This is a genomic window from Neoroseomonas terrae (assembly GCF_018129025.1).
Lineage (GTDB): Bacteria > Pseudomonadota > Alphaproteobacteria > Acetobacterales > Acetobacteraceae > Neoroseomonas > Neoroseomonas terrae.
In genome coordinates, this window is the sequence record NZ_JAAEDI010000020.1 from 17,100 (window position 1) to 39,914 (window position 22,815).

The 22,815-nt window shown below is 69.7% G+C and carries 24 protein-coding genes; 15 read left to right on the top strand and 9 right to left on the bottom strand.

Annotation, left to right across the window (positions count from 1 at the left end):
• Window positions 1–34 precede the first annotated feature (34 nt).
• From GXW78_RS18405 to GXW78_RS18415, 3 genes are read left to right on the top strand one after another with little or no spacing between them, the layout of a single operon-like run.
• Window positions 35–370: a carboxymuconolactone decarboxylase family protein gene (locus GXW78_RS18405; RefSeq protein WP_246522368.1), complete on the top strand. Its 336-nt coding sequence runs from the start codon at window positions 35–37 to the stop codon at window positions 368–370.
• 4 nt (window positions 371–374) lie between these two features.
• Window positions 375–1,304, top strand: coding sequence for an NAD(P)-dependent oxidoreductase (locus GXW78_RS18410; RefSeq protein ID WP_246522369.1), 930 nt, complete (start codon window positions 375–377; stop codon window positions 1,302–1,304).
• Window positions 1,301–2,086 (top strand): N-acyl homoserine lactonase family protein, encoded by a 786-nt coding sequence (locus tag GXW78_RS18415; protein WP_211870312.1) that lies wholly within the window; start codon window positions 1,301–1,303, stop codon window positions 2,084–2,086. The genes GXW78_RS18410 and GXW78_RS18415 overlap by 4 nt, the downstream gene beginning before the upstream one ends.
• A 254-nt stretch (window positions 2,087–2,340) precedes the next feature.
• Here the strand turns inward: GXW78_RS18415 and glpD are convergent, their stop codons facing one another.
• Window positions 2,341–3,825: a glycerol-3-phosphate dehydrogenase gene (gene glpD / locus GXW78_RS18420; protein WP_211870313.1), complete on the bottom strand. Its 1,485-nt coding sequence runs from the start codon at window positions 3,823–3,825 to the stop codon at window positions 2,341–2,343.
• A 142-nt stretch (window positions 3,826–3,967) separates the two neighbouring features.
• Here glpD and GXW78_RS18425 point away from each other — a divergent pair, with 142 nt between their 5' ends.
• Window positions 3,968–4,939 (top strand): tripartite tricarboxylate transporter substrate-binding protein, encoded by a 972-nt coding sequence (locus GXW78_RS18425; RefSeq protein WP_211870314.1) that lies wholly within the window; start codon window positions 3,968–3,970, stop codon window positions 4,937–4,939.
• 67 nt (window positions 4,940–5,006) lie between these two features.
• On the opposite strand, the gene gltA is transcribed toward GXW78_RS18425, so the two are convergent.
• The 4 genes from gltA to GXW78_RS18445 all read right to left on the bottom strand — a co-directional run bounded on the left by gltA (window position 5,007) and on the right by GXW78_RS18445 (window position 9,213).
• Window positions 5,007–6,314, bottom strand: a complete 1,308-nt coding sequence (gene gltA / locus GXW78_RS18430) for a citrate synthase (RefSeq protein WP_211870315.1) — start codon at window positions 6,312–6,314, stop codon at window positions 5,007–5,009.
• 121 nt (window positions 6,315–6,435) lie between these two features.
• The gene (locus tag GXW78_RS18435; RefSeq protein ID WP_211870316.1) at window positions 6,436–6,945 is read right to left on the bottom strand and encodes a thermonuclease family protein; all 510 of its coding nucleotides are present in this window, start codon (window positions 6,943–6,945) and stop codon (window positions 6,436–6,438) included.
• Window positions 6,946–7,096: 151 nt separating this feature from the next.
• Entirely contained in the window at window positions 7,097–8,680 is a 1,584-nt protein-coding gene (locus GXW78_RS28505) for a CYTH and CHAD domain-containing protein (protein WP_211870317.1), read from the bottom strand.
• On the bottom strand, window positions 8,677–9,213 hold the full coding sequence (locus tag GXW78_RS18445; protein WP_211870318.1) for a SixA phosphatase family protein: 537 nt from the start codon (window positions 9,211–9,213) through the stop codon (window positions 8,677–8,679). Before GXW78_RS18445 ends, GXW78_RS28505 begins: the two co-directional genes overlap by 4 nt.
• 222 nt (window positions 9,214–9,435) lie before the next feature.
• Here GXW78_RS18445 and GXW78_RS18450 point away from each other — a divergent pair, with 222 nt between their 5' ends.
• The 4 genes from GXW78_RS18450 to GXW78_RS18465 all read left to right on the top strand — a co-directional run bounded on the left by GXW78_RS18450 (window position 9,436) and on the right by GXW78_RS18465 (window position 12,904).
• On the top strand, window positions 9,436–10,077 hold the full coding sequence (locus GXW78_RS18450; protein ID WP_211870319.1) for a DUF6134 family protein: 642 nt from the start codon (window positions 9,436–9,438) through the stop codon (window positions 10,075–10,077).
• Window positions 10,078–10,140: 63 nt separating this feature from the next.
• Entirely contained in the window at window positions 10,141–10,905 is a 765-nt protein-coding gene (locus GXW78_RS18455; RefSeq protein ID WP_211870320.1) for a creatininase family protein, read from the top strand.
• A 456-nt stretch (window positions 10,906–11,361) separates the two neighbouring features.
• Window positions 11,362–12,342, top strand: coding sequence for a Bug family tripartite tricarboxylate transporter substrate binding protein (locus GXW78_RS18460; protein WP_211870321.1), 981 nt, complete (start codon window positions 11,362–11,364; stop codon window positions 12,340–12,342).
• Between the two features lie 58 nt (window positions 12,343–12,400).
• Complete coding sequence (locus GXW78_RS18465) at window positions 12,401–12,904, top strand: GNAT family N-acetyltransferase (protein ID WP_211870322.1); 504 nt, start codon at window positions 12,401–12,403, stop codon at window positions 12,902–12,904.
• Between the two features lie 100 nt (window positions 12,905–13,004).
• Here the strand turns inward: GXW78_RS18465 and GXW78_RS18470 are convergent, their stop codons facing one another.
• Window positions 13,005–13,919, bottom strand: coding sequence for a polysaccharide deacetylase family protein (locus tag GXW78_RS18470; RefSeq protein WP_211870323.1), 915 nt, complete (start codon window positions 13,917–13,919; stop codon window positions 13,005–13,007).
• Window positions 13,920–14,058: 139 nt separating this feature from the next.
• Between GXW78_RS18470 and GXW78_RS18475 the strand changes: the two genes are divergently transcribed.
• The 6 genes from GXW78_RS18475 (at window position 14,059) to GXW78_RS18500 (ending at window position 19,147) form a co-directional block, all read left to right on the top strand.
• Window positions 14,059–15,471, top strand: a complete 1,413-nt coding sequence (locus GXW78_RS18475) for an amidase (protein WP_211870324.1) — start codon at window positions 14,059–14,061, stop codon at window positions 15,469–15,471.
• Between the two features lies 1 nt (window position 15,472).
• Window positions 15,473–15,772 (top strand): alkylphosphonate utilization protein, encoded by a 300-nt coding sequence (locus GXW78_RS18480; RefSeq protein ID WP_211870325.1) that lies wholly within the window; start codon window positions 15,473–15,475, stop codon window positions 15,770–15,772.
• Between the two features lie 12 nt (window positions 15,773–15,784).
• Window positions 15,785–16,660, top strand: a complete 876-nt coding sequence (locus tag GXW78_RS18485; RefSeq protein ID WP_211870326.1) for a fumarylacetoacetate hydrolase family protein — start codon at window positions 15,785–15,787, stop codon at window positions 16,658–16,660.
• A 1-nt stretch (window position 16,661) separates the two neighbouring features.
• Window positions 16,662–16,907, top strand: a complete 246-nt coding sequence (locus GXW78_RS18490; protein WP_211870327.1) for a hypothetical protein — start codon at window positions 16,662–16,664, stop codon at window positions 16,905–16,907.
• A gap of 29 nt (window positions 16,908–16,936) precedes the next feature.
• Window positions 16,937–17,905 carry a tripartite tricarboxylate transporter substrate binding protein gene (locus GXW78_RS18495; protein WP_211870328.1) on the top strand — a complete coding sequence of 323 codons (969 nt, stop codon included), beginning with the start codon at window positions 16,937–16,939 and terminating at the stop codon, window positions 17,903–17,905.
• Between the two features lie 63 nt (window positions 17,906–17,968).
• A complete protein-coding gene (locus GXW78_RS18500; RefSeq protein ID WP_211870329.1) occupies window positions 17,969–19,147 on the top strand; it encodes a M20 family metallopeptidase in 1,179 nt (392 codons plus the stop codon).
• Window positions 19,148–19,564: 417 nt separating this feature from the next.
• Here GXW78_RS18500 and GXW78_RS18505 read toward each other — a convergent pair whose 3' ends face one another.
• Window positions 19,565–20,533 carry a Bug family tripartite tricarboxylate transporter substrate binding protein gene (locus tag GXW78_RS18505; RefSeq protein WP_211870330.1) on the bottom strand — a complete coding sequence of 323 codons (969 nt, stop codon included), beginning with the start codon at window positions 20,531–20,533 and terminating at the stop codon, window positions 19,565–19,567.
• Between the two features lie 65 nt (window positions 20,534–20,598).
• A complete protein-coding gene (locus GXW78_RS18510; RefSeq protein ID WP_211870331.1) occupies window positions 20,599–21,567 on the bottom strand; it encodes a Bug family tripartite tricarboxylate transporter substrate binding protein in 969 nt (322 codons plus the stop codon).
• A 122-nt stretch (window positions 21,568–21,689) separates the two neighbouring features.
• Here GXW78_RS18510 and GXW78_RS18515 point away from each other — a divergent pair, with 122 nt between their 5' ends.
• Entirely contained in the window at window positions 21,690–22,136 is a 447-nt protein-coding gene (locus tag GXW78_RS18515; RefSeq protein WP_211870332.1) for an acyl-CoA thioesterase, read from the top strand.
• Window positions 22,137–22,148: 12 nt separating this feature from the next.
• Here GXW78_RS18515 and GXW78_RS18520 read toward each other — a convergent pair whose 3' ends face one another.
• Window positions 22,149–22,772, bottom strand: coding sequence for a DUF1194 domain-containing protein (locus GXW78_RS18520; RefSeq protein WP_211870333.1), 624 nt, complete (start codon window positions 22,770–22,772; stop codon window positions 22,149–22,151).
• Window positions 22,773–22,815 lie beyond the last annotated feature (43 nt).

Sequence of the window (22,815 nt, forward strand, 5' to 3'; positions counted from 1 at the left end):
CATGACGACCGATACCAGCAGCAGGAGAAGCGCCTTGTCCTATTCCTCTCAGGCCCGCCGCGACCGCATCAACCCGCACTTCCCGAAGCTGGTCGAGATGACCCGCGACTACGTCTACGCCGACGTATGGGAACGGCCGGAACTGTCGAAGCGCGACCGCAGCATAGTCACCATCGCCGCGCTGACCGCGCTCGGCTTCCGCGATCAGCTCGAAGGCCATATCGGCCGCGGCCTCGCGAACGGGCTGTCGCGGGAGGAGGTGAGCGAGATCATCACCCATCTCGCCCTCTATTCCGGCTGGCCCTCCGCGATGACCGCCGCGCATGTCGCGACGACGGTCTTCGAGGAACAGGACAAGGCGAAGGGCTGACACCATGAAAGTCGGCTTCATCGGCCTCGGCACCATGGGCGCCTTCATGGCGGCCAACATCCAGAAGGCCGGCTACGATCTCGTCATCCATGACGTACGGCGGGAGGCGGGGGCGAACCGCCTCGCCGCCGGCGCCGTCTGGGCTGACAGCCCGAAGGCGGTCGCGGAGCAGAGCGACGTGATCTTCACCTCGCTGCCCGGCCCGCCCGAGGTGGAGGCCGTCGTCTTCGGACCCGACGGCATCCTCGCCGGGGTAAAGCCGGGTGTCGCGTATTTCGATCTCTCGACCAATTCCCAGGCGCTGGTCCGGCGCTTCGCCGAAGCACTGGCCGAGAAGGGCGCTTTCGGTTTCGACGCGCCGGTCAGCGGCGGGCCGAAGGGGGCCGAGACCGGCAAGCTTGCCATCTGGGTCGGCGGCGACCGCGCGGTGTTCGACCGCTGCAAAGCCGTGCTCGACGCCTTTGGCGACCAGGCGCGCTACATCGGCCCGATCGGCTCCGCCACCGTCGCGAAGCTGGTGCACAACATGACCGGCTACGCCATGCAGACGGTGATGGCCGAGGTCTTCTCCATGGGCGTGAAGGCCGGCATGGATCCGCTCGACCTGTGGTCCGCCGTCCGCCAGGGCGCCTCCGGTCGTCGTCGCACCTTCGAACGCCTGGCCGATCAGTTTCTCATCGACAAATACGATCCGCCGGCCTTCTCCTTGAAGCTCGCGCACAAGGACGTCACGCTCGCCGTCACCATGGGCCGCGAACTCGGCGTGCCGATGCGCCTGTGCAACCTGACGCTCGAGGAGATGAACGAGGCGCGCATGCGCGGCTGGGACCATCTCGACAGCCGCGTGCCCATGAAGCTGCAGCTGGAACGCGCCGGCGTCACCGTCGCCTGCGACCCCAAGGCCGTGCAGGCGGTGATCGACGGGGAGCCATGACCTACAAGGTCTACGCCCTCCGCTACGCCTTTCGCGACGCGCGCCGTCACGAGCACTTCATCGGCGGCGACCCGCATGACGCACCGATGCCGATGGATTACTTCGTCTGGGCGATGGTCAGCGACGAACGCACCGTCATCCTCGACACCGGCTTCACCGAGCCCGTCGCGAAGAAGCGCAAGCGGCAATGGCTGCGCTGCCCGGTGGATAGCCTCTCACTGCTCGGCATCGATCCCGGAAGCGTGGAGGACGTGGTGATCTCCCACCTCCACTACGACCACGTCGGCACGTTCCAGAAATTCGCGAAGGCGCGCTTCCACCTCCAGGAAGCCGAGATGTACTACGCCTGCGGCCACTACATGAAGCACCACAAGCTGCGCCATTCCTTCGAGGTCGAGGACGTGACCGGCATCATCCGCATGACCTACGCCGACCGCGTGGTGTTTCACGATGGGGACGCCGAGCTGTTCCCTGGCATCACCCTCCACGCCATCGGCGGCCATTCCGCCGGCCTGCAATGCGTGCGCGTAGAGACCGATCGCGGCCCGGTCGTCCTCGCCTCCGACGTCACGCATTTCTACGAGAACATGGAGACCGGGCGGGGCTTCACGACGCTGTTCCACCTCGGTGGCATGCTGGACGGGTTCGACAGGCTGCGGGCACTGGCGCCGTCACCGGCGCATATCGTGCCGGGCCATGATCCCGAGGTGATGCGGCGGTATCCGGCCGTCCAGGGGCTGGAAGGGATTGCGGTCAGTCTGCACCGCCCGCCGACGGACTGACCGGAGAAGGGCTTTGCCCCTCTCCGGACCTCTCCCCACCAAAGGCCGAAAGGCCTTTGGAAACCTCGATTGGCGCCGGGCAATTCAGGCGTTCCGTTGCGTTGCGTCCGGCGCCGTGAATCGATCCTGGACGACGGACCCCCGCTTCAGTTCTTCCAACCGCTGCGCCAGGCACCAGGCGATTGCGGTCCAGGGGGTCCAACCCCCTGGCGGGGAGAGGCTTGGAGAGGGGCGGCGCCCCTCTCCAATCCACCTCACCCAACCCGCGCCACCAACGCCTCCCGCTCCCCCGCCGTCATATGCAGCCCGAGCTTCGACCGTCGCCACATCACATCCTCGGCCGTGCGCGCCCATTCGTGCCGCAGCATCCAGGCGAGTTCCTTCTCGGTCAGCCCGCCCCCCAGCGCGGCGCCGAGCCCGGCCAGCGATGTCGCGCCATCCAGCATCAGGTCGAGTTCCGACCCATAGCTCCGCACCAGTCGTCGCAGCATCGCCGGCGGCAGCCAGTCGTGGCGCCGGCTGGCATCGGCCTCGAAGGCCGCAAGCCCGCCCGGGCCGAGATCGCCCCCCGGCAACACAGCCGTCGCTGTCCAGGGCGTCCCGGCGGCATGCCTCGTCGCTTTCGCGATGTGTCCGACCGCTTCCTCCGCCAGCCGGCGATAGGTGGTGATCTTGCCCCCCAGCACCGACAGCAGCGGCGCACCCTGTCCGGCATCCATCTCGAGCACGTAGTCGCGGGTGACGGTCGACGCATCGGCGGACCCGTCATCATAGAGCGGCCGTACACCCGCATAGGTCCAGACCACATCGGCCGGTTCCGGTGCCTTCTTGAATTGCTTGCCCACCGCGGCGCAAAGATACGCGATCTCCGCTTCCGACGCGTGCACCTGGCGCGGGTCGCCCTCGTAGAACACGTCGGTCGTCCCGATCAGCGAGAAGCGTTCCTCATAGGGGATCACGAACACCACGCGCCGATCGTCGTTCTGCAGCAGATAGGCCTGCGCGCCGTCATGCAGCGCAGGCACGACGATGTGGCTGCCCTTGATCAGCCGCACCTGGCCGCGCGGCGTCTGCCCGGCCATGCCGAAGGCTTCCATCACCCAGGGCCCCGCGGCGTTGACCAGCAGGCGCGCGCGCAGCCGCCGATGCGTGCCGTCCTCCGATCGCGCCGAAACCTCCCAGTGGTCGGCGTGCCGTGTCGTCGCGACCATGGCGGTGCGGGTCAGGATCTCGGCGCCGTGCGCGGCGGCGTCGCGCGCATTCAGCAGCACCAGCCGCGCATCCTGCACCCAGCAGTCGGAATACGCGAAGGCATTGGTGATGTGCGGGTCGAGCGGCGCGCCATAGGGGTGGGTGCGGCAATCGACCGCCTCATGCGCCGGCAAGCTGATGCGCCGCGCCAGCCGGTCGTACAGGAACAGCCCGGCGCGGATCATCCAGCGCGGCCGCATCTCCGGCCGATGCGGCAGCACGAAGCGCATCGGCCAAACGATGTGCGGCGCAATGCGCAGCATCACCTCGCGCTCCGCCAGCGCTTCCCGCACCAGCCGGAACTCGTACTGTTCCAGGTATCTCAGCCCGCCATGAATCAGCTTGGTCGAGGCCGATGACGTCGCGCTGGCCAGGTCCGAGCGTTCGAGCAGGCAGACGCTGAAGCCGCGCCCCGCGGCATCGCGCGCGATGCCCGCGCCGTTGATGCCGCCGCCGACGACGACGATGTCGAAGACCTGATCGTCCATGCAGCGGTTATCCGACGACCGGCTTCGTGCTGTCGAGCATCCTATGTACCGGCCTGGGTTGCATGTTGCTCCGGGCGCGGCAGGATCGCGATGCCCGCGCCGGGATCGGACTTCAGCGCGGCAAGGGAAGAAGGGAAACGTCATGACATCACGCCGCCACCTGCTGACGGGCCTGGCCGCCGGGCTTGCCTTGCCGGGGCTCGCGCGGGCGCAGGGCTTCCCGACGCGGCCGATCACCATCGTGGCCTCGGGCGCGGCGGGTGGGCCGACCGATACGATCACGCGCATCGTGGCGGAGGCGATGGGGCCGCATCTGAGCCAGCCGCTGGTGGTCGAGAGCATCAGCGGTTCGACCGTCGCGCCGCTGCGCGTCGCGAATGCGCGGCCGGACGGGTACACGCTGCTGGTCAACAATATCGGCATGGCGGCGAGCGCCACGCTGTTCCGCCGCCTGCCTTATGACGTGCTGACGAGCTTTGCGCCGATCGGCATCGTCTCGGACGCGGCAATGACGGTGATCAGCCGTCCCGACTTCCCCGCCGCGGATTTGGCCGACTTGGTCAATGTCCTGCGGCAGCAAGGTGACCGGATCAACCTAGCGGGGTCGGGGCTCAGCTCCGCGTCGAACCTGTGCGGCCTGCTGGTGCAGCACGCCGCGGAAGCCAAGGCGACGGTGATCGGGTTCCGCGGCTCGGCGCCCGCGATCACCGAGCTGATGGCCGGCCGCATCGACATCTTCTGCGACCAGGCCACCAACACGATTCCCTATATCCGCGAGAACCGCATCCGCGTCTGGGGGGTGACGGGGGAGAGGCGCCTGCAGGGCCTGCCGAACGTGCCGACTGCTGCCGAGGCCGGCTTTCCGGGCATCGCGATGAGCACCTGGCACGGCATGTACGCACCGGCCGGCACGCCGGAGGAGATCCAGCTCCAGATTTCCGCCGCGCTCCGCGCTGCGCTGAAGGATGACCGGCTGCGCCAGCGCTTTGCGGAGTTGCTGACCGACCCGGCGACGGAGGAGCGCGCGACCGTCGCCTTCCACCGCCGCTTCCTGGCCGAGGAAGTGGCGCGCTGGCGCCCGATCATCGAGGCTGCCGGCGCCTACGCCGACTGAAACCCAACGAAAAACCGGCCGGGGTCGTCCCCGGCCGGTTCGGTCGCTTCCGTCGATGGCGGCCGGTTCAGCCGCGCTTGTCGACCGGCACGAAGTCCCGCGCCGCCGCGCCGGTGTAGATCTGCCGCGGGCGGCCGATGCGCTGGGACGGGTCCTCGATCAGTTCCTTCCACTGGCTCACCCAGCCGACGGTGCGCGCCACCGCGAACAGCACGGTGAACATGCTGGTCGGGATGCCCATCGCCTTCAGGATGATGCCCGAATAGAAGTCCACGTTCGGGTACAGCTTGCGCTGGATGAAGTAGTCGTCGGACAGCGCGATCCGCTCCATCTCCATCGCCATGTCGAGCAGCGGCTCATCCTTGATGCCGAGCTCGGCGAGGACCTCGTGGCAGGTCTCCTTCATGATCTTCGCGCGCGGGTCGAAGTTCTTGTAGACCCGGTGGCCGAAGCCCATGAGCTTGGTGTGGGAGTTCTTGTCCTTCACCTCGCTGATGAACTGCGGGATGTTCTCCGGCGATCCGATCTCGGCGAGCATCTTCAGCACCGCCTCGTTCGCGCCGCCATGCGCCGGGCCCCACAGGGCGGCGATGCCGGCGGCGATGCAGGCGAAGGGGTTCGCACCCGTCGAACCGGCCAGGCGCACCGTCGAGGTCGAGGCGTTCTGCTCGTGATCCGCGTGCAGGATCAGGATGCGATCCATCGCGCGCGACAGGATCGGGTTGTTCACATACTCCTCGGCGGGCACGCCATTCAGCATGTAGAGGAAGTTCTCGGCGTAGCCGAGGTCGTTGCGCGGATACAGGAAGGGCTGGCCGATCGAGTATTTGTAGGCCCAGGCCGCGATGGTCGGCACCTTGGCGATCAGGCGGAAGGCCGCGATGCGGCGCTGCTCCGCGTCGTTGATGTCGAGGTTGTCGTGATAGAACGCAGCCATCGCGCCGACGACACCACACATGATGGCCATCGGGTGCGCGTCCCGGCGGAAGCCGTCATAGAAGCGCCGAAGCTGCTCGTGCAGCATCGTGTGGTAGGTGACGCCCTTGTGGAAGGCCTTGTACTCGCCGTTCGTCGGCAGCTCACCGTTCAGCAGCAGGTAGCAGACTTCGAGGAAGTCCGAGTTCTCGGCGAGCTGCTCGATCGGGTAGCCGCGATACAGCAGCACGCCCTCATCGCCGTCGATGTAGGTGATGGTGCTTTCGCAGGACGCCGTCGCGCCATAGCCGGGATCGTAGGTGAAGATGCCGAGGTCGCCGTACAGCTTGCGGATGTCGGCCACCTGCGGCCCGAGCGTTCCGCCGAGCAGGGGCAGGGTGGTGCTCTTGTTCGAGCCCTCCACCGTGACGGTGATGGAGCCGGTGGCCTTGCTGGTCATGCAGGAACTTCCTCAACCCGTTCGGCGGCGCGTGGGAAGGCACGCACCGGTTATGATGCAGCGCAAGATAAGCCTGTCGTCGGGAATGGCAAATCCGGCCCGCGTTGCGTGCCGGGGCGGATCATTCCCGCCCGTGCCAGTCCATCGGCGCGCCGGTACGGCTTGCCCACAGCCCCCGGTCGCCCTGGCGCGCGGTCGCCTCGGCACTGCGCATGGCGCTGCCGGTCGCGACCGCAAAGCCGTTGCCGACCAGCATGCGGGACAGGTCGGTGCCGTTCGACTCACACTGCCCGACACCGCGGCCGAAGGCGTCGCGGCCCGTGATGCGGCAGGAGACGGGGCGCCCATCGACGAGGCGCATCAGCGCGGCCGCCGAGGCACCACCGCAGTCGAAGCGTTCGCCATCGGCGCGCCGGCAGGCTTCCCCGCGCATCGGCGCGGCGATGCCGGCCAGCCGGACCACGCGATCGCCCAGCGCCAGCGTTTCCCCATCGACCACCCGGATATCGGAGGCTTCGGCCTGCCAATGCCAGTCCGCCGGGCCGGAGCCGAACAGATTGGCCGGCAAGCCGAGCGCGACCAGCAGCGGCACTGCCACTGCCGCCGAAATCAGCAGGGCCGCGCCACGCATGCGTGGCCGCGTTCTCCGCCCCTTAAAGATACGCCGTCGTTCAAGCACCATGGATCGTTAAACCGACCCGGCGGGGCGCCGCAACGGGGCTCCCGCCGCAAATTTTCGCAACGGCCGCCATCCGCCACTCACGCTTCGTGAGAAGCGCCGGCTAGTCCTCTGACCAGAAACGATCCTTGCCGTGAAGCCGCTGCCAGGCCTCATGCGCATCGCCGCGATTCGCCGCGACGCGCGCCTCGCTCCAGCCCTCCACCACGCCGACGGCCCAGGCCCGCCCGCCGTCGCCGGGCTTGGCAAGCTTCGCAGCGAGCCCCCGCGCCACCGCGGCGTCGTTTGCCAGCCCGAGGCCTTCCTGCAGGTCCGCCACGCGGCGCAGGAAGCGCTTGCCGTCCTTCACGCCGAAGACCGGCGCGAAGACCTCGGCGGCGTAGCGCAGGCGCTTGCCGTCCAGCCGCAGCTCATGCAGCGCCTCAGCCGACAATTCCCTGAAGTCGCGGCCGGCGCGGCGCAGGCGGTGCCAGCGGCGATCCATCACGGACCGGCCGAATGACGCGACCGGCATGTCCAGCGTGGCGAGCTGCGGCGGCTCGGCGCCGTCCCGCCAGGGCCGGCCCAGCAGCACGCCGACGGCGTCGACCAGCAGCAGGCGCCAGGGCGCGCCGGACAGCATCCCGATCACGGCGCCGTAGGCTTCGCGCCGTTGCGCCTCGGCGGCGCGGCGCAGCCCGGCGACGCGCTTCTCCTCGGGGAAGGCGGCCTCGACCTCGCGCACGATGCCGCCCAGGAAGACGTCCCAGTCGCGCGCGGGGCCGAGCACGGACAGCACCTCGCGCAGCCGGGCGTCGATCGCCCGTAGCACGGCACAGTCGGTCGAACCCCGGAAGACACGGAACACCGAGCGCAGCCGGCGCAGCGCGACGCGCGTCTGGTGCACGGGCTCCGGCGGCGAATCCTGTTGGATGCGGGCGGATTGCTGGCGCACCACCTCGAGCAGGTGGCCCGCCGCCGTCAGGAAGGCCTCCTCGGCGGTCGTCGCGGCCGAGGTGTCCGGCGCACCAAGACGATGAGGCCGGGGCATCAGCCCCATGGCGAGGGCGCGCCCCTCCTCGGCCAGTGCCGTCAGCGGCGGCAGCAGCGGCAGCTCCAGGGTGATGGCGCGCGCCGCCTCCAGCACTGCGGGCAGTGCGCCGGTCAGGGAGAGCCGCGCAGCCGCGCGCTCGCTGGCCAGGCTGCGCAGCATGCCGTCGCGCAGCACAACCTGCACCGCGCCTTGCGACGTCTCCAGAGTGAAGCTCTGCTGGCGGCCGGCAAAGGCGGCGATCGCGGCGAGCGCATCGCCGCCGGCTTCCTCCGGCAGCTCCCCGGCGGCCAGCCGGCGGAGCAGGGCGGGCGGCTGCGCCGGGTGCCAGACGGCCGCGGGTTCCGGAATGGTCTGAAGCAACAGGCGCGGCCCGCGCGCCGGGGCTTCCACCACCTGGCCGGCGGCGGCGAGCCGGCCATCCGCGGTGTCGTACCACATGATCGAGACCGCCGTGCCGCGCGACCGGCCGCTGCGCAGCGCGACGACGGCGGGCACGCGACCCAGCCGCGCCGCGGCCTCGGCCGGCATCTCGAATTCCAGCGTCACCGGCTGCGGGCCGGGCGCTTCCGGCAGGGGCGCTGGCGGAGGTTCGGCCGCCTGGGCCTCCGTCTCGGCCACGGGCGGGCGGCTCGACGCGCTCATCGCCTCGCTCACAGGACCGCTTCCGGCAGGTCGGCCGGTATCATGAAACGTACGAGCCGGCCGCCGCCCTCGGCCAGGCCGCCCCAAGGCGTGGCGACAGCGAATTCAGCGAGCGCGCAGGTCGGGAAGGCTTCGGCCATACGGCGCGCCGCCATGGCGGCCGGCCCCGCCATCGCCGCGGGCCCGGCCAGCGCCAGCGCCAGATCGTGCAGCCCCGGGTTATGGCCGATCATCAGGACGCTCCGCGCCGTTTCGGGCGCCTTGCGCAGCAGCTCCAGCAGGCGTGGCCAGGGGGCGAGGTAAAGGTCGTCCATCGGTTCGATCAGCGGGCTGTCGGCAAAGGGCGAGACGGCTTCCAGCGTCTGCAGCGTGCGCCGGGCGGAGGAGACGAGCACGACGTCCGGCGACAGGCCGAGGTCGCGCATCGCCGCGGCCATCGCGGTCGCCGCGCGCCGGCCGCGCGCATTGAGGGGCCGGGCATGATCGGCAAGCAGCGGATCGTCCCAGGAGGACTTGGCGTGGCGCAGGAGAAGGAGCTGACGCATCCGCGGCAGTCTGCCATGGCCGGCTGCCCCTGTCGCGCTCGCCGCGGTGACCCTAGCCGCCAATCCGGCCGTTTGGCGGGGGTTTTTCGCCGGATTGCCGTGAAGATTCGAGTCGTCAACGATCTCGCCAGCCCTCGCATGCCAGCCGGTTGCCGCTGCCGGCCGCTTCGCGGACGATGCTCGGCCGCGCCGGATCGATGGCGCCGGAAGGGGAGATTTCGCATGACCGACGCGGCCGCCGCGCCCCGCCCGTGGCCCTTGATCCGGCGCCGCGCCGCGCTGCTGCTGCCGGCGCTGGCCGCCGCCCGGCCCGCCGCCGCGGCCGAGGGCGACTATGCCTTCCGCGTGTTGCGCCGCGGCGATGCAATCGGCACCCATCAGGTGCGATTCGCCACGCGCGGCATCCAGCGCGTCGCGACGTCCGAACTGCTGATCCGGCCCGCGGTGATGGGCATCGTCGTCTATCGTTACGAGCACATCTATGAGGAAGTGACCGAGGCGGGCCGCTTCGTCAGCGTCACGTCCCGCCTGAACCGCAACGGCCGCATCATGGAAGTGCGCGGGCACGCCACCGCCGATGCCGTGCTGCTGGACGGCACGGCCGGCCCGGCGCGGCTTCCGCCGGACGCGGCGCCGCTCTCCTGGTGGGAGATGCGGCGCCTCGGCGGCCACCGGCCGCTGTTCGGAACGACCACCGGCCGCGCCTTCACGCTCCGCTGGCAGGCCGGGCGCGCCGCCGCCGGTGGGCCCGAGTTCACCTGCATGGGGGATGTCGAGGCGCAGGTCGCCTTCGATGCGAATGGCCGCTGGGTCGGCCTTTCCGCGCGCGAGGACGGCAACGAGATCGTCTACGCGCCGGGCTGAACGGCCTCGACGCCTCGCGGCGCCGGCTCCATCCTCGCCGCACCGACGCGGAGGAGGACCGAGATGGCGCCCGAGATCGAATGGATGAAGCTCACCTTCGCCGAGTTGAATGCCCGCGCGGCCGAAGGCGCGCTCGTCATCGTGCCGGTCGCCTCGCTGGAACAGCACGGGCCGCACCTTGCGACCGGCGTGGACATCATCTGCGCCAGCGGCGTCGCGCAGCGCATCGCCCGCCGGCTCACCACCATGGGCCAGCCCGTGGTCGTCACGCCCTGCGTCTGGACCGGGCTCGCCGAACATCACGTCCCGTTCGGGGGCACCGTCACGCTCGATTTCGCCACCTTCTCGGCCGTGCTGAAGGGGGTGGTGGGCTCCGCCGCCCGGGCCGGCTTCAAGCGTGTCATGCTGCTCAACGGCCACGGCGGCAATGCCGAGGCGGTCGCCGTCGTCGGCGGCGAATGCCAGAAGGACTTCGGCATCGCGGTCGCGGCCGGCACCTACTGGCACCTCGCCGGCGACACCTTCGCCCCGATCCTCGAACGCCAGTCGAACGTGCTGCATGCCTGCGAGGCCGAGACCTCGATGGTCATGACACTGCTGCCCGAAGCGGTGCGCACCGACCGGCTGCCCGAGGCGCACGGCCCGCATTCCACCCGGCCGGAAGGCCAGCCGGCAGCGATGATCCGCCGGCGGTCCTTCAAGGACATCACCCCATCGGGCGTGATCGGCGATGCGCGGTCGGCTTCGGCAGAGAAAGGCGAGGCGCTGCTGGAGGCGGCGGCGGAACGGATCGCGGCGGAATTGGTGAGTCCGCGACTGTGGGACTGAGCCGGGAGTAGCGTCCCCCTCTCGACGCATGACGGCTGAAGGGGCGGTCCTGGCTGCCCTGATACTCTGCGCGTGGTCATTGGAGGGGCTTTGCCCCTCCAAGCCACCCCAGCAAAGGCCGAAGGGCCTTTGCAAACCTCCAGCTGGCGTCGGGCAACAAGGGCAGGAACGACGCCGGAGCCCGATCGTGCGCACGAAGCACGTGTTGATGGTCCGGCGTTCCCGGCGCCAACAGATTGCGGTCCAGGGGGTCCAACCCCCTGGCGGGGTGGCTCGGAGGGGCGGCGCCCCTCCGATCTCCGATCTTCACTCCCACCCTCCCTGCCGTCTCGTCTCGAAGCTGGCACGACCTTTGCCCGTATTGCTTCGCCACGTGGCATTGCAGGCCCTCGCCGAAAAGTTCCGCCTATCGCTTGGGCATGACGGTGCCGACGTGCTTCAGCAGGGAGCATCGTCATGAATCGTCGTTCCGTTCTTCTGGCCGCGGCGGGTGCGCTTTCGGCGCCGCGCCTGGCGGTCGCTCAGGCTGGCGCTTGGCCGTCCCGCGGTTCCATCCGCCTCGTCGCCCAGTTCCCGCCGGGCGGGCTGGTGGACACCATCGCGCGGCTGACGGCGCCGATCCTGTCCCAGTCGCTGGGCCAGACCGTCGTGGTCGAGAACCGTGCCGGCGCCGGCGGCGTCATCGGCACTGACTTCGTGGCGAAGCAGCCCGCCGATGGCTACACGCTCCTCGTCAGCCATGCATCGGTGCACGTCTTCTCGGCGGCGACCATGCCGACGCTGCCATTCCATCCGGTCACCGACTTCACCCATCTGGGCATGCTGGTCGAGGCATCGAACGTGCTGCTGGTGAAGGCGGAATCGCCTTACCGGACGCTTGATCAGTACCTTACGGCGGCACGGACGCGGCCGGTGCGCTACGGTTCATCGGGCATCGGCTCGGCGCCGCATCTGCTCGGCGCGATGCTGACGGGTGAGAGCGGGGCGATCAACCTCGATCATGTGCCCTATCGCGGCTCGGCACCCGCGATGCAGGACCTGATGGCGAACCAGATCGAATCCTTCATCGATCCGATCACCACCAACGTCCAGCTGATGAAGGACGGCGTGCTGCGGGCGCTCGCCATCTCGACGCCGGAGCGCCTCCCGGCCTTCCCTGACGTGCCGACCTTCGCCGAACTCGGCTTCCCGAAGCTGACCTCGGCGCAGTGGCTCGGCCTGTCGGGGCCGAAGAACCTGCCGGCGCCGATCGTCGAACGGCTGAACGCGCTGATCCCGCAACTGGTGGCGCGGCCGGAACTCATGGTGCGCTTCGAGGAACTGCAGACCCTACCGCGCAATCCACCCCCGATGGGAGCGGATTTCACCGCCATCATCAACCAGCAGATCGGCGATTGGACCGCCGTGGCCCGGCAGTTCAACATCGTCGTGACGTGATCGTGCGGCGCCGGAGGGGGAATGCTGCGCCCCTCCGGCGCCGCGGCATCGACCAATCATGGATATCGAGACCGCAAGGCTGATCCTGCGCCGTCCTCTCCTGGCGGATGTGCCGGCGCTCTTCGCCTTCCTGGGCGATGCGGCGGCGATGTCCCATACGCATGTGGATGCCTCGCTGCCCGCCTGCCGCAAGCGCGTCGCGGTGCATGAGCGGCGCCGCCGGAGGGATGGCTATGCACCCTGGACCGTCGTCACGAAGTGCGACGGGCGGATTATTGGCTGGGGCGGACTCGATGACGACCCCTTCGATCCTGGTTGGGGTGTCGAGGTCGGCTACTTCTTTCACCCTGAGACCTGGGGGCGCGGCTATGCTTCCGAACTGCTTGCCGCCTGCCTGGTCGAAGCCGACGGTGCGCTGAAGCTCCCCGAGATCAGCGCCTTCGCGCATCCCGAAAATGCGGGATCCAGGCGGGTGCTCGAAAAGGCGGGCTTCAGGCAGCGTCGCTATGTGCCGGAAATGGATCGCTTCCTGTTCAGTCGGCTGCGGCCAGACGCCGGTTAGGGCAGATCCCCATCGGGTGGAATCATCCGATGGGACGAAGATGCCCGCTCAAACACGGCTGCGAACCCCCCGCCGCGAGCCGGGACGATCGGGAATGGCACTAGGTGGACGCGCCCCTCAGCCCCGCCTGCTGGGCGCACCAGCGCGCCACGTCTTCGTGCGTGCCGAACCACACGCCGGGCGTGCCGCGCATCAGCGTGACGAGCCGGTCCAGCATCGCGATCCGGCTGCGATGCCCGATGACATGCGGGTGCATCGTCAGCAGGAACAGCCCGCCCTCCGCGACCGCGCCCTCAAACTCCGCGCGGAAGATCTCCTCCACCGCCGAGGGCGGCGTGTAGGGTCGTAGCGCCGAGAAGCGCTGCATGTTGAAGTACACCGCATCGTCGCGGATCCATTCGGGCGGCAGTTCGACGATGCCGGTCGGCTCGCCCTGCTCCTCCAGCTCATACGGATCGTCATCCGCCATCAGCGACGAATCGTAGAGCAGCCCCATCTCCCGAACGATGTCGAGCGTGTCGGTGGAGAAGTCCCAAGACGCCGTGCGAATGCCGACGGGGCGGCGGCCCGACAGCGCCTCCAGCGCATCGGCGGCGCGCAGCGTCAGATCGCGTTCCACGCCGGGCGGCAGCGCCGTGTTGGCCTCGTGGATCCAGGAATGAATGCCGATCTCGTGGCCTTCATCGGCGACGGCGCGCACCTCGTCCGGATGCAGCAGAGCCGAGACCGCCGGATAGAAGAAAGTAGCCCGCACCCCGTGCCGGTCGAGCAGCGCGCGGATGCGCTTCATGCCCTGCCGCGCGCCATACTGCCCCTGGCTGATGCGCATCGGGCTCTCATCGGCATCGCGCAGGGGGATGGTCTCGTGATCCGCGTCGAAGGACAGGGCGACGGCACAGCGCGCGCCGCCAGGCCAGGCGGACGGTGCGAGCGACCGGCCCGCGCGGGCCCGGCCGACGATCCGGCGCCATTGCGGCTCGTCCCACTCCCATGGCTTCGGTGTGCTGTCGCTCATGGCCCGGCCCCCTTCTGTCATGCGTGGCGGAAACGGTAGCGGCGGGCACCCCACGGTCAATCCGGCCCACCGGGCGGCCGCGCCCTGCCGCCCGATACCGGGCTTCCGGCCCGGGCAAAGCGGGCGCTAGATGGGAGGCATGTCCGACACCGATCCCGCCCTGATGTCCGCCGAGACGCTGCTCGGCCTCTATGCCCGCCGGGCCTTGTCGCCTGTCGAGGCGCTGAAGGCCGTGTTGGAGCGCGTCGCCCGCTACAACCCCTGGGTCAACGCCTTCGCGGCGATGAACCCCCGGGCGCTGCAGGCCGCGGGGGAAAGCGAGGCCCGCTGGGCCGCCGGCCGCCCGATCGGCCCGCTGGACGGCGTGCCCTCCACGGTGAAGGACCTGCTGAACCTCGCCGGCTTTCCCACCCGCCGCGGCAGCCGCGCTACCGACAAGACGCCGGCGACCGACGACGCGCCTGCCGTGATGGGCCTGAAGGAGGCCGGCGCCGTCATCATCGGCAAGACGACGACAACGGAATTCGGCTGGAAGTCGCCCGGCGACTGCCCGCTACACGGCATCACCCGCAACCCGTGGAACCCGCAGCGCACGGTCGGCGGATCCTCCTCCGGCGCCGGTGCGGCCGGGGCCGCCTGCTTCGGGCCGCTGCATATCGGCACGGATGCCGGCGGCTCGATCCGCATCCCGGCGGCCTTCTGCGGGCTGGTCGGGGTGAAGCCCAGCTTCGGGCGCATCCCGCAATGGCCGCTCGGCGCCTTCGGGCATGTCGCGGTGGCAGGGCCGATGACGCGCACGGTGCGCGATGCGGCGCTGATGTTCTCCGCCATGGCGCGCTACGACCTCCGGGACCCGTATTGCCTCCCCGACGATCCGCGCGACTGGCGCGCCGGCATCGAGGACGGGGTCGCCGGCCTGCGCGTCGCCGTGGTCCGCCGCATGGGCTTCGAACCGCCGCTGGATGCGGATGGCGAAGCCGTGCTGGCCGGTGCCGCGCAGATGCTGGCCGAGCAGGGCGCGCTGGTCGAGGAGGCGGATCCCGGCCTGCCCGACACCCGCGCCATCTTCGGCCGTGTCTGGGGCGTCGCCCTGTCGCGCGTGCTCGCCACCATTCCCGAAGACCGGCACGACAAGCTCGATGCCGGCATCGTCGAGGTGGCGCGGAAGAACGGCGCCATGACCGCGGTGGACTACCTGGCGGCCGAGGCGATGCGCCTCGAGGCCGCGCACGCCATGGCGCGCTTCCACCAGAAGTACGATCTGGTGCTGACGGCGTGCACGCCCACCGCCGCCTTCGCGGCCGACCAGCCAACCGTGCAGCCGGAACTATCGCTGTGGCGCGACTGGGCCCCCTGGACCTTCGCCTTCAACCTGACGCGCCAGCCCGCCATCAGCGTGCCGGTCGCGCTGGACGGGGAGGGGATGCCGCGTGGCGTGCAGGTGGTGGCGGCGCTCTATCGCGACGACCTGGCGTTCCGTGGGGCCCGCGCGATCGAACGCGCGGCGACGCTTCCCCTGGCCGACCCGGCCGCGACTGCGCCTGGAACCTGAGATGTCCGACGACGATTATGTCTATGATGACGCCACCGGCGAATGGCGCCCGGCCTCCGAGGTGGCCGCGGCGGCGGCGGCGGCTCGTGTGGTCGTGCGCGACGCCGCCGGCAACGAACTCGCCGACGGGGATTCCGTCACGCTCATCAAGGATCTGAAGGTCAAGGGCGCGAACCAGACGCTGAAGCAGGGTACGGTCATCCGATCGATCCGCCTGACCGACGATCCCCAGGAGATCGACTGCCGCCACGACACCATCAAGGGGCTGGTGCTGCGCACCGAGTTCGTGCGCAAGCGATAGGAGGGGAAACGCATGCGACTGGTCACCTTCAGGGACGGCAAGGGCACGCGCATCGGTGCGCTGGACGAGGCGGGGAAGGTGCTCGACCTCGCGGCGGCGGATGCGGTGCTGCCGCGCGACATGCTTGGTCTGATCGCAGGTGGCGAGGCGACGCTGGCCCTGGCGCGCGCGGCGGAAACCACCGCGCCGATCGTCGAGGACGCCATCATCCTCGCGCCCATCCCGCGCCCGGCGAAGAACATCTTCTGCGTCGGCAAGAACTACCATGAGCACGCGAAGGAGTTTGCCTCCAGCGGCTTCGACGCCACGGCGAAGGAAGTCGTGCCCGAGGCGCCCGTTGTGTTCAGCAAGCCGCCGACCAGCGTGATCGGGCCGAACGAGCCGATCCCGTCCTTTCTCGATTCATCAGGCAGCACCGACTACGAAGGCGAGATCGCCATCGTCATCGGCCGGAGCGGGCGCGGCATCAGCGAGGCCGACGCCTACAACCACATCTTCGGCTACACCATCGTCAACGACGTGACGGCGCGCACGCTGCAGCACAAGCACCGGCAATGGATATTGGGCAAGGGCATCGACGGCTTCTGCCCGATGGGTCCGGCCATCGTGACGGCGGATGCGGCTGGCACGCCGCCGCGACTCGCGATCTCGACCTGGGTGAATGGCGAGCTGCGCCAGCGCGCCACCATCGACGATCTGATCTTCGGCATTCCCACGCTGATCGCGACGATCAGCGCGGCGATCACGCTGGAACCGGGCGATATCATCGCGACCGGCACGCCGGCCGGCGTCGGCATCGGCTTCACGCCGCCGCGCTTCCTGCGGCCGGGCGATACCGTCCGTATCGAAGTGCCCGGCATCGGCGTGCTGGAGAACCCGGTGGCCTGAGATGTATGTCATCCGCCTTCGCATCGTCGATCATCCGGACGGGCGCCGCCGCCTCGTCCTGCTGATGCGCGAGGATGGCCGGTACACCTACGTCGAGGAGGAATTGCAGGGCGGCCTTGCCGAGGCAGCGGAACCGCAGGCATGGGCGGTGGATGAGCAGGCACCGGCTGCCGGGATCTACGGCACCTCGGATGACGCCATGGATGACGCGATGAAGCGGTTCGATGGCTATCGTACGGTGCACTGAATCAACACAAACGAGGAGGAAAGAACGTCATGCTGCGACGCGCCCTGTTCGCCGGAACCGCCGCAGCCGTCGCCACGGCTGCCCATGCCCAGGAAGGGTTCCCGGCGCGTCCTGTCACCATGACCGTCGCCTTCCCGCCCGGTGGCCAGGCCGATGTCGTCGGTCGCCCCGTTGCCGCCGCGCTGGAACGCATCTGGCGTGTTGCCGTCCCCATCGTGAACCGGCCCGGTGCCGCTGGTGAGATCGGCAACGCCGCCGTCGCCCGCGCCGCACCGGATGGCTACACGCTGCTGATGGCGCTGTCCTCGATGACGCTGCTGCCCGAGGCCGCGCGCGTCAATGGTCGCCAGCCAGCCTACACGCCCGAGATGCTGGCGCCGATCGCCCTGTTCTCCGCCGACCCGACGGTGCTGGTCGTGCCGACCGCGAGCCCGGTGCGGACAATCGAGGATTTCATCGCCGATGCGAAGGCACGGCCGGGGCAGGTCTCCTACTCCTCCGCCGGCAACTACTCGGCGCTGCATGTGCCGATGGCGCAGCTCAGCCAGGCCGCCGGGCTCGACATGCTGCACGTGCCCTTCCAGGGTGGCGGGCCGGCGCTGACCGCGCTGCTCGGCGGGCAGGTGCAATGCCTCGCCTCCGGGCCCGGCCCCATCGCGCCGCATGTGCGCAGCGGCGCGCTGCGCCCGCTCGCCACCTGGGGCCGCACCCGGCTCGCGGGGTTCGAGGACGTTCCGACGCTGATCGAGAAAGGCTTCCCCGACTGCGAGTTCTACATCTGGGTCGGCCTGTTCGCGCCGGCTGGCACGCCGGCGCCTGTCATCGCGCGCATCCGCGAATCGTCGCGTCTCGTCGCCGCGGAGGCGGAGTTCCAGCGCGCGATGGCGGCGAGCGGGAATACGCTGGACTTCCGCGACGGTGATGCCTTCGCAACCTTCTACGCGGAGGATGCGGCGCGACTGGTGCGCGTCGTGCGGGCGCTCGGGAAGATCGAGTAGCGCGCCGCCCCTTTGCGTCGCGTCGCGCCGGTGCGACCCTGCTGCCCGGCAAGGAGACACCGCATGAGCACGGAAGCGCAGATCACCGACTGGCTGGCATCGCAGAAGGAGGCGATGCTCGCCGAACTCGCCGAGATGGTGAACACCGATGGCGGGTCCTACGACAAGGAAGGCGTCGACCGCACGGGCGCGCAGGTGCGGCGCTTCCTGGACTCTCACGGCATCCCGACCGAGACCCTGCCGCAGCAGAAGCATGGCGATTGCATCCGCGGCATCGTCGATGGCGGTCATGCGCTCGGCACCGGCAATCAGCGCGCCAACATCGTGCTGATGGGCCATCGCGACACGGTGTTCCCGAAGGGCGAGCCCGAACGCCGGCCCTTCCGCATCGAGAACGGCCGCGCCTACGGCCCGGGCGTGGCCGACATGAAGGCGGGCATCGTGATGAACATGTTCGTCCTTGCCGCCTTCAGGAAGTTCGGCGGTGCGCCCGGCCCGCTCGTAGGCCTGTTCACCGGCGACGAAGAAATCGGCAGCCCCGAAGGCCGCCCGGTCATCGAGGCCGAAGCGAAGAATGCCCGCGTCGTCTTCAACAGCGAGCCCGGCCGCGCCTCCGGCAATGTCGTGAAGGCGCGCAAGGGCGGCGTCTTCTCGGTGGTGGACCTCGAAGGCAAGGCCGCGCATTCCGGCGGCAATTTCGAAGCCGGCATCAGCGCAATCGGGGAGGCGGCGAACAAGATCGTCGCCATCCACGCCCTGACGGACCTCAAGCGCGGCATCACGCTGAATGTCGGGCTGATCCAGGGCGGCCAGTCGGTGAACACCACCGCGCCGAACTGCCAGTTCCAGATCGACCTGCGCTACGTCGAGCCCGCCGACCGTGACGAGATCATGGGCAAGATCCACGACATCGTGGCCCGCGCCTATGTGCCCGGCACGAAATCCAGGCTGACGATCAAGGGGGAATTCCTGCCGCTGAACCCGACGCCGGCGTCGGATCGCGTCTTCGCCGTGTATCAGGCGGCCGCGGCCGATAGCGGGCTGACGGTGGAAGGCGAGTTCACCGGCGGCTGCGCCGATTCCGGCTTCACTGCCGCCCTCGGCGCGCCGACGCTGTGCGCGGTCGGGCCCGTGGGCGGGCTGGCGCACAGTCCGGAGGAATATCTGGACGTCGAAAGCTTCGTGCCGCGCGCGCAGGCGATGGCGCGGGCGATCGCGCGGCTGGAGCAGACGGGGCTGTAGGCCATCGGGAAGGCGTGCGGAGCCTACCCTATGAAGGGCGGAGGGGCCTTTCTGACCGCCCTACCTTCCCGATCGGAGATCGGAGGGGCGCCGCCCCTCCGAACCACCCCGCCAGGGGGTTGGACCCCCTGGACCGCAATCTATTGGTGCCAAGCGTCGCGGGCTTTGCCGCCCGTTTCAGGCGTGTTCCGTGCGCAAAGCGGCTTCCGGCAGCACTTCCGCCAGTGGCGCACGGCACCAGGTTGAGGTTTGCAAAGGCCCTTCGGCCTTTGCTGGGGTGGTTTGGAGGGGCGACGCCCCTCCAACTCGACAGCGGAGTATAAACCCCCTGGAACCCGTACTTGGCGCTTCGCGACGACACGGCCGCGCGGTGTCGGCAGGCGTCATGCCGGATCAGCGCTTCCCCCCGCGGCAAATTCACCCGCGCCAGGGCCGCACCTCCCACAACCGCCGCAGATTGTCGTCGATCCCCTGCGCGAACGCCTTGTACTCCGCGCCGAACAGCGGCCGTAGCGGCATGAACTGGCGCTCGGCCTCGCGCCGGAATCCTTCGTCGTTCACGGCGTTGCGGAATGCGGCCTCCAGCCGCGTGACGACAGCCGCCGGCATGCCCGGCGGCCCGATGATGCCGCGGGATGCGCCGCCGATGATGTCGACGCCGGCTTCCTGGAACGTCGGCACGTCCGCCGCTTCCGGCTGCCGGCGTGCAGCACCCTGCGCCAGGATGCGCAGCTTGCCGTCGCGCTTCAGCTGGATCGCGTCGTTCACGTTGATCACCGCGAGATCCATGTTGCCGCCAAGCAGCTGCGGGATCAGCGGCGCCGCGCCGGCGAAGGGCACCTGCACCATCGGTGGGACGTTCGCCGCGGCCTCGAAGGCGAGCATGAACAGGTGGTCGTCGCTGCCGATGCCGGTGGTGCCGTAGGTGATCTGCCCCGGACGTGCGCGCGCCGCGGCGACCACGTCCGCCACGCTGCGGAACGGGCTCTCGGCGCGGACGTAGAAGCAGTTCGCATCCTCGACGATGTTGCACAGGAAGGTGAAGTCCATCGCGCGGTAGCGCACCTGCCGTTCCAGCGGAATGGCGTTGTGCGCCGGGATGGTCGTGGCGCCGATGGTGTAGCCGTCGCCGGCGGCGTTGAAGGTCGCTTCCAGCCCGATCTGGCCCGCAGCACCCGTGCGGTTCACGACCACCGGCCGGAAGCCCGGGATCTGCGCGGCGACCAGCGGCATCACCAGCCGCGTCATCACGTCCACACCGCCGCCGGCGGGGAAGGGAACGATGACTTCCACGGGCCTGTCGCCCGGCCAGGCAGCCTGGGCGCGGGCGAGGGCCGGCAGCGCAAGCGTTCCCGCCCCGGCGAGCAGGGTGCGTCGTGTGGTCATGGACCTTCCTCCCGTGATTGATTGGGCAGGAGGCTAGGGGCTCGCTGACTGCCGCCGCAAGGAAATCAGCGCCGCCAGGGCCGACGTTCGAACATCGCCCGCACCATCGCCCCTTCCGAAAGCACCATCTCGCGATAGGCCGTGCCGACCAGCGGGCGCAGCGGCAGGGAAATACGGTTCGCTTCCTCGGTGAATTTCGGGTCGGCGAAGGCAGCGGCAAAGGCGGCTTCCATGGCGCGCGCGGCCTCAGCCGGGAAGCCCGGCGGTGCGACGATGCCGCGGGCCGAGCCGATGACGACGTCGTACCCCTGCTCGCGGAAGGTCGGCACATCCGCCGCGGCGGACCAGCGCGCCGGCGATGCCTGGCCGAGGCAGCGGATCTTGCCTTCCCGCATCAGCACGATGCCTTCGCTCATGTTGAAGGACGCGACGTCGACCGAGCCACCCAGAAGGTCCCGCTGCACCTGCGCTGTCCCGTTGAAGGGTGCGTGCAGCGCGCGGACATCCGCCTTCTCCTCCAGCCCGAGCAGCACGAGGTGGTCATCGGAGCCGACGCCGGCCGCCGAGCCGACCGACATGCTCTCCGGCCGCTCCTTCAGCGCGCCCACAAGGTCACCCAGGCTGCGCAACCGCGAATTCGCGAGCACCCACAACCCGCAGGCATCGTCCACGATGTTGGCGATATAGGTGAATTCCTCCGCCTTCCAGCGCACCGGCCGTTCCAGCGGCAGGGTCGAAACGTTGAGGCTGCCGATCGCGCCGATCGTGTAGCCATCCGGCGCGGCGTTGAAGATCAGCTCCATGCCGAGCTGGCCCGAGGCACCGGCCCGGTTGGTCGCGACGAAGCGCACGCCGGGCAGGCGGGACGTGATCTGGTGCGTCGCGAAACGCCCCACCGCATCCACGCCGCCGCCGGGCGGGAAGGGGATGATGACTTCGATCGGCCGGTCGGCCGGCCAAGCCGCCCGGGCAGGGCGGATCATGGGCAGCGACAGGCCCAGCGCGGCAAGCGGGAGGTGACGGCGAGCGATCATGGCGTTTCCCTGCATTGGTCTTTGCCCGCAGCCTCGTCGCGCCGGATCGCGCAATCAAGGGGAGACTTTCCGCGAGGCCCCGACCGCCGCACAATCGCCGGTGAAGGAAACGGGACGACACCATGGATGCTGCGCTGCGCGAACGCTTCGGCGTGGAGGGCGACTGGGCTCTCTCGAAGGAACACACGATCCGCTGGGCGGAATGCGACATCTACGCCCACGTCAACCACGCCGCGTACCTGACGCTGTTCGAGGACATGCGCATCGACTGGTGGCTCGGCGCGGGTGGCGGCTTCTCGGCGACCGCGCCAGGGCCGGTGGTGGGCTCGCTGGAGGTGAAGTACCACCGCCCGGGGAAGTTCCAGGACCGCGTTCTGCTCACCGCGCGCACCGTCTCCTTCCGCCGTACCTCCTTCGTCCATCAGTACGCGATGTGGCGCGATGGGGTGCTGTGCTCGGCGCGCGCGCTGTGCGTCGTGGTGGACAACGCCACGGGGCTGAAGGCGGAGATCGCGGACCCGATGCGGCGCCTGATGGCGGAGCGGGACGGCGCGGTGGCCGAGGGATGACGGCCGAGCGACTCAGGCGACCAGTTGCTGCCCGATGATCTCCCGCAGCAGCTTCTGCCGGATCGCCTCGGTGAAGGCGGCATAGTCGGGCGTGTGCATGGCGAAGGACCCCGGCCCACCGATCACCTCCGCGCGGTAGTGGTCGAGCAGGTCAGGTTCCTCGTTCAGCACGGCCAGCGCGTTGATCGTGACGCCGGCCGCAACGCCGATGTCGCGCACCGGCCCCGGCGGCCGGCCCTGGTTGTTGCGCCCGTCGCCGGAGACGTCCAGCACCAGCCGCGTCGCCTCGGTCGGCAGCCTCCCCAGCAAGGCGAGGCCGGCGGCCATGCCCTCCCCGAGCGCCGTCGCGCCGGCGGGGACGAGCCGCGGGGCATTCGCGACCGCGTCGGCGAGGGCCGCCGCCGCCTCGGCTCCGTCGATCCGCGTCCAGGGCACCGCCGCCGCCTGGGCGCCGCGTCCGGACCACATCAGCAGCCCGATCGCGACGGCGCGGCGCGGCCCGGCCACGATCGCCCCCTGCACCGAGTCGTCGCGCAGCGCGGCCGCATAACCCCCGAGCATGAGAGCGAACTCGTCATAGTCCACCGAGGAAGAGGCATCCACGGCGAGGCACAGGGCGAGATCGACCTTCTCCATGGCTGATTTTCGCACGGCAGACCGTTGGCCGCACGCCCGGCCG

What these genes read in the sequence shown, in the direction of transcription:
- GXW78_RS18490 (WP_211870327.1), top strand. Translation starts at nt 16,662, where the DNA reads ATGTATGTCATCCGCCTTCGCATCGTCGATCATCCGGACGGGCGCCGC.
- glpD (WP_211870313.1), bottom strand. Translation starts at nt 3,825, where the DNA reads ATGGACGATCAGGTCTTCGACATCGTCGTCGTCGGCGGCGGCATCAAC.
- GXW78_RS18495 (WP_211870328.1), top strand. Translation starts at nt 16,937, where the DNA reads ATGCTGCGACGCGCCCTGTTCGCCGGAACCGCCGCAGCCGTCGCCACG.
- GXW78_RS18465 (WP_211870322.1), top strand. Translation starts at nt 12,401, where the DNA reads ATGGATATCGAGACCGCAAGGCTGATCCTGCGCCGTCCTCTCCTGGCG.
- GXW78_RS18510 (WP_211870331.1), bottom strand. Translation starts at nt 21,567, where the DNA reads ATGATCGCTCGCCGTCACCTCCCGCTTGCCGCGCTGGGCCTGTCGCTG.
- GXW78_RS18520 (WP_211870333.1), bottom strand. Translation starts at nt 22,772, where the DNA reads ATGGAGAAGGTCGATCTCGCCCTGTGCCTCGCCGTGGATGCCTCTTCC.
- GXW78_RS18435 (WP_211870316.1), bottom strand. Translation starts at nt 6,945, where the DNA reads ATGCGTGGCGCGGCCCTGCTGATTTCGGCGGCAGTGGCAGTGCCGCTG.
- GXW78_RS18475 (WP_211870324.1), top strand. Translation starts at nt 14,059, where the DNA reads ATGTCCGACACCGATCCCGCCCTGATGTCCGCCGAGACGCTGCTCGGC.
- GXW78_RS18485 (WP_211870326.1), top strand. Translation starts at nt 15,785, where the DNA reads ATGCGACTGGTCACCTTCAGGGACGGCAAGGGCACGCGCATCGGTGCG.
- GXW78_RS18480 (WP_211870325.1), top strand. Translation starts at nt 15,473, where the DNA reads ATGTCCGACGACGATTATGTCTATGATGACGCCACCGGCGAATGGCGC.
- gltA (WP_211870315.1), bottom strand. Translation starts at nt 6,314, where the DNA reads ATGACCAGCAAGGCCACCGGCTCCATCACCGTCACGGTGGAGGGCTCG.
- GXW78_RS18500 (WP_211870329.1), top strand. Translation starts at nt 17,969, where the DNA reads ATGAGCACGGAAGCGCAGATCACCGACTGGCTGGCATCGCAGAAGGAG.
- GXW78_RS18415 (WP_211870312.1), top strand. Translation starts at nt 1,301, where the DNA reads ATGACCTACAAGGTCTACGCCCTCCGCTACGCCTTTCGCGACGCGCGC.
- GXW78_RS18455 (WP_211870320.1), top strand. Translation starts at nt 10,141, where the DNA reads ATGGCGCCCGAGATCGAATGGATGAAGCTCACCTTCGCCGAGTTGAAT.
- GXW78_RS18515 (WP_211870332.1), top strand. Translation starts at nt 21,690, where the DNA reads ATGGATGCTGCGCTGCGCGAACGCTTCGGCGTGGAGGGCGACTGGGCT.
- GXW78_RS18450 (WP_211870319.1), top strand. Translation starts at nt 9,436, where the DNA reads ATGACCGACGCGGCCGCCGCGCCCCGCCCGTGGCCCTTGATCCGGCGC.
- GXW78_RS18470 (WP_211870323.1), bottom strand. Translation starts at nt 13,919, where the DNA reads ATGAGCGACAGCACACCGAAGCCATGGGAGTGGGACGAGCCGCAATGG.
- GXW78_RS18410 (WP_246522369.1), top strand. Translation starts at nt 375, where the DNA reads ATGAAAGTCGGCTTCATCGGCCTCGGCACCATGGGCGCCTTCATGGCG.
- GXW78_RS18505 (WP_211870330.1), bottom strand. Translation starts at nt 20,533, where the DNA reads ATGACCACACGACGCACCCTGCTCGCCGGGGCGGGAACGCTTGCGCTG.
- GXW78_RS18460 (WP_211870321.1), top strand. Translation starts at nt 11,362, where the DNA reads ATGAATCGTCGTTCCGTTCTTCTGGCCGCGGCGGGTGCGCTTTCGGCG.
- GXW78_RS18425 (WP_211870314.1), top strand. Translation starts at nt 3,968, where the DNA reads ATGACATCACGCCGCCACCTGCTGACGGGCCTGGCCGCCGGGCTTGCC.
- GXW78_RS18445 (WP_211870318.1), bottom strand. Translation starts at nt 9,213, where the DNA reads ATGCGTCAGCTCCTTCTCCTGCGCCACGCCAAGTCCTCCTGGGACGAT.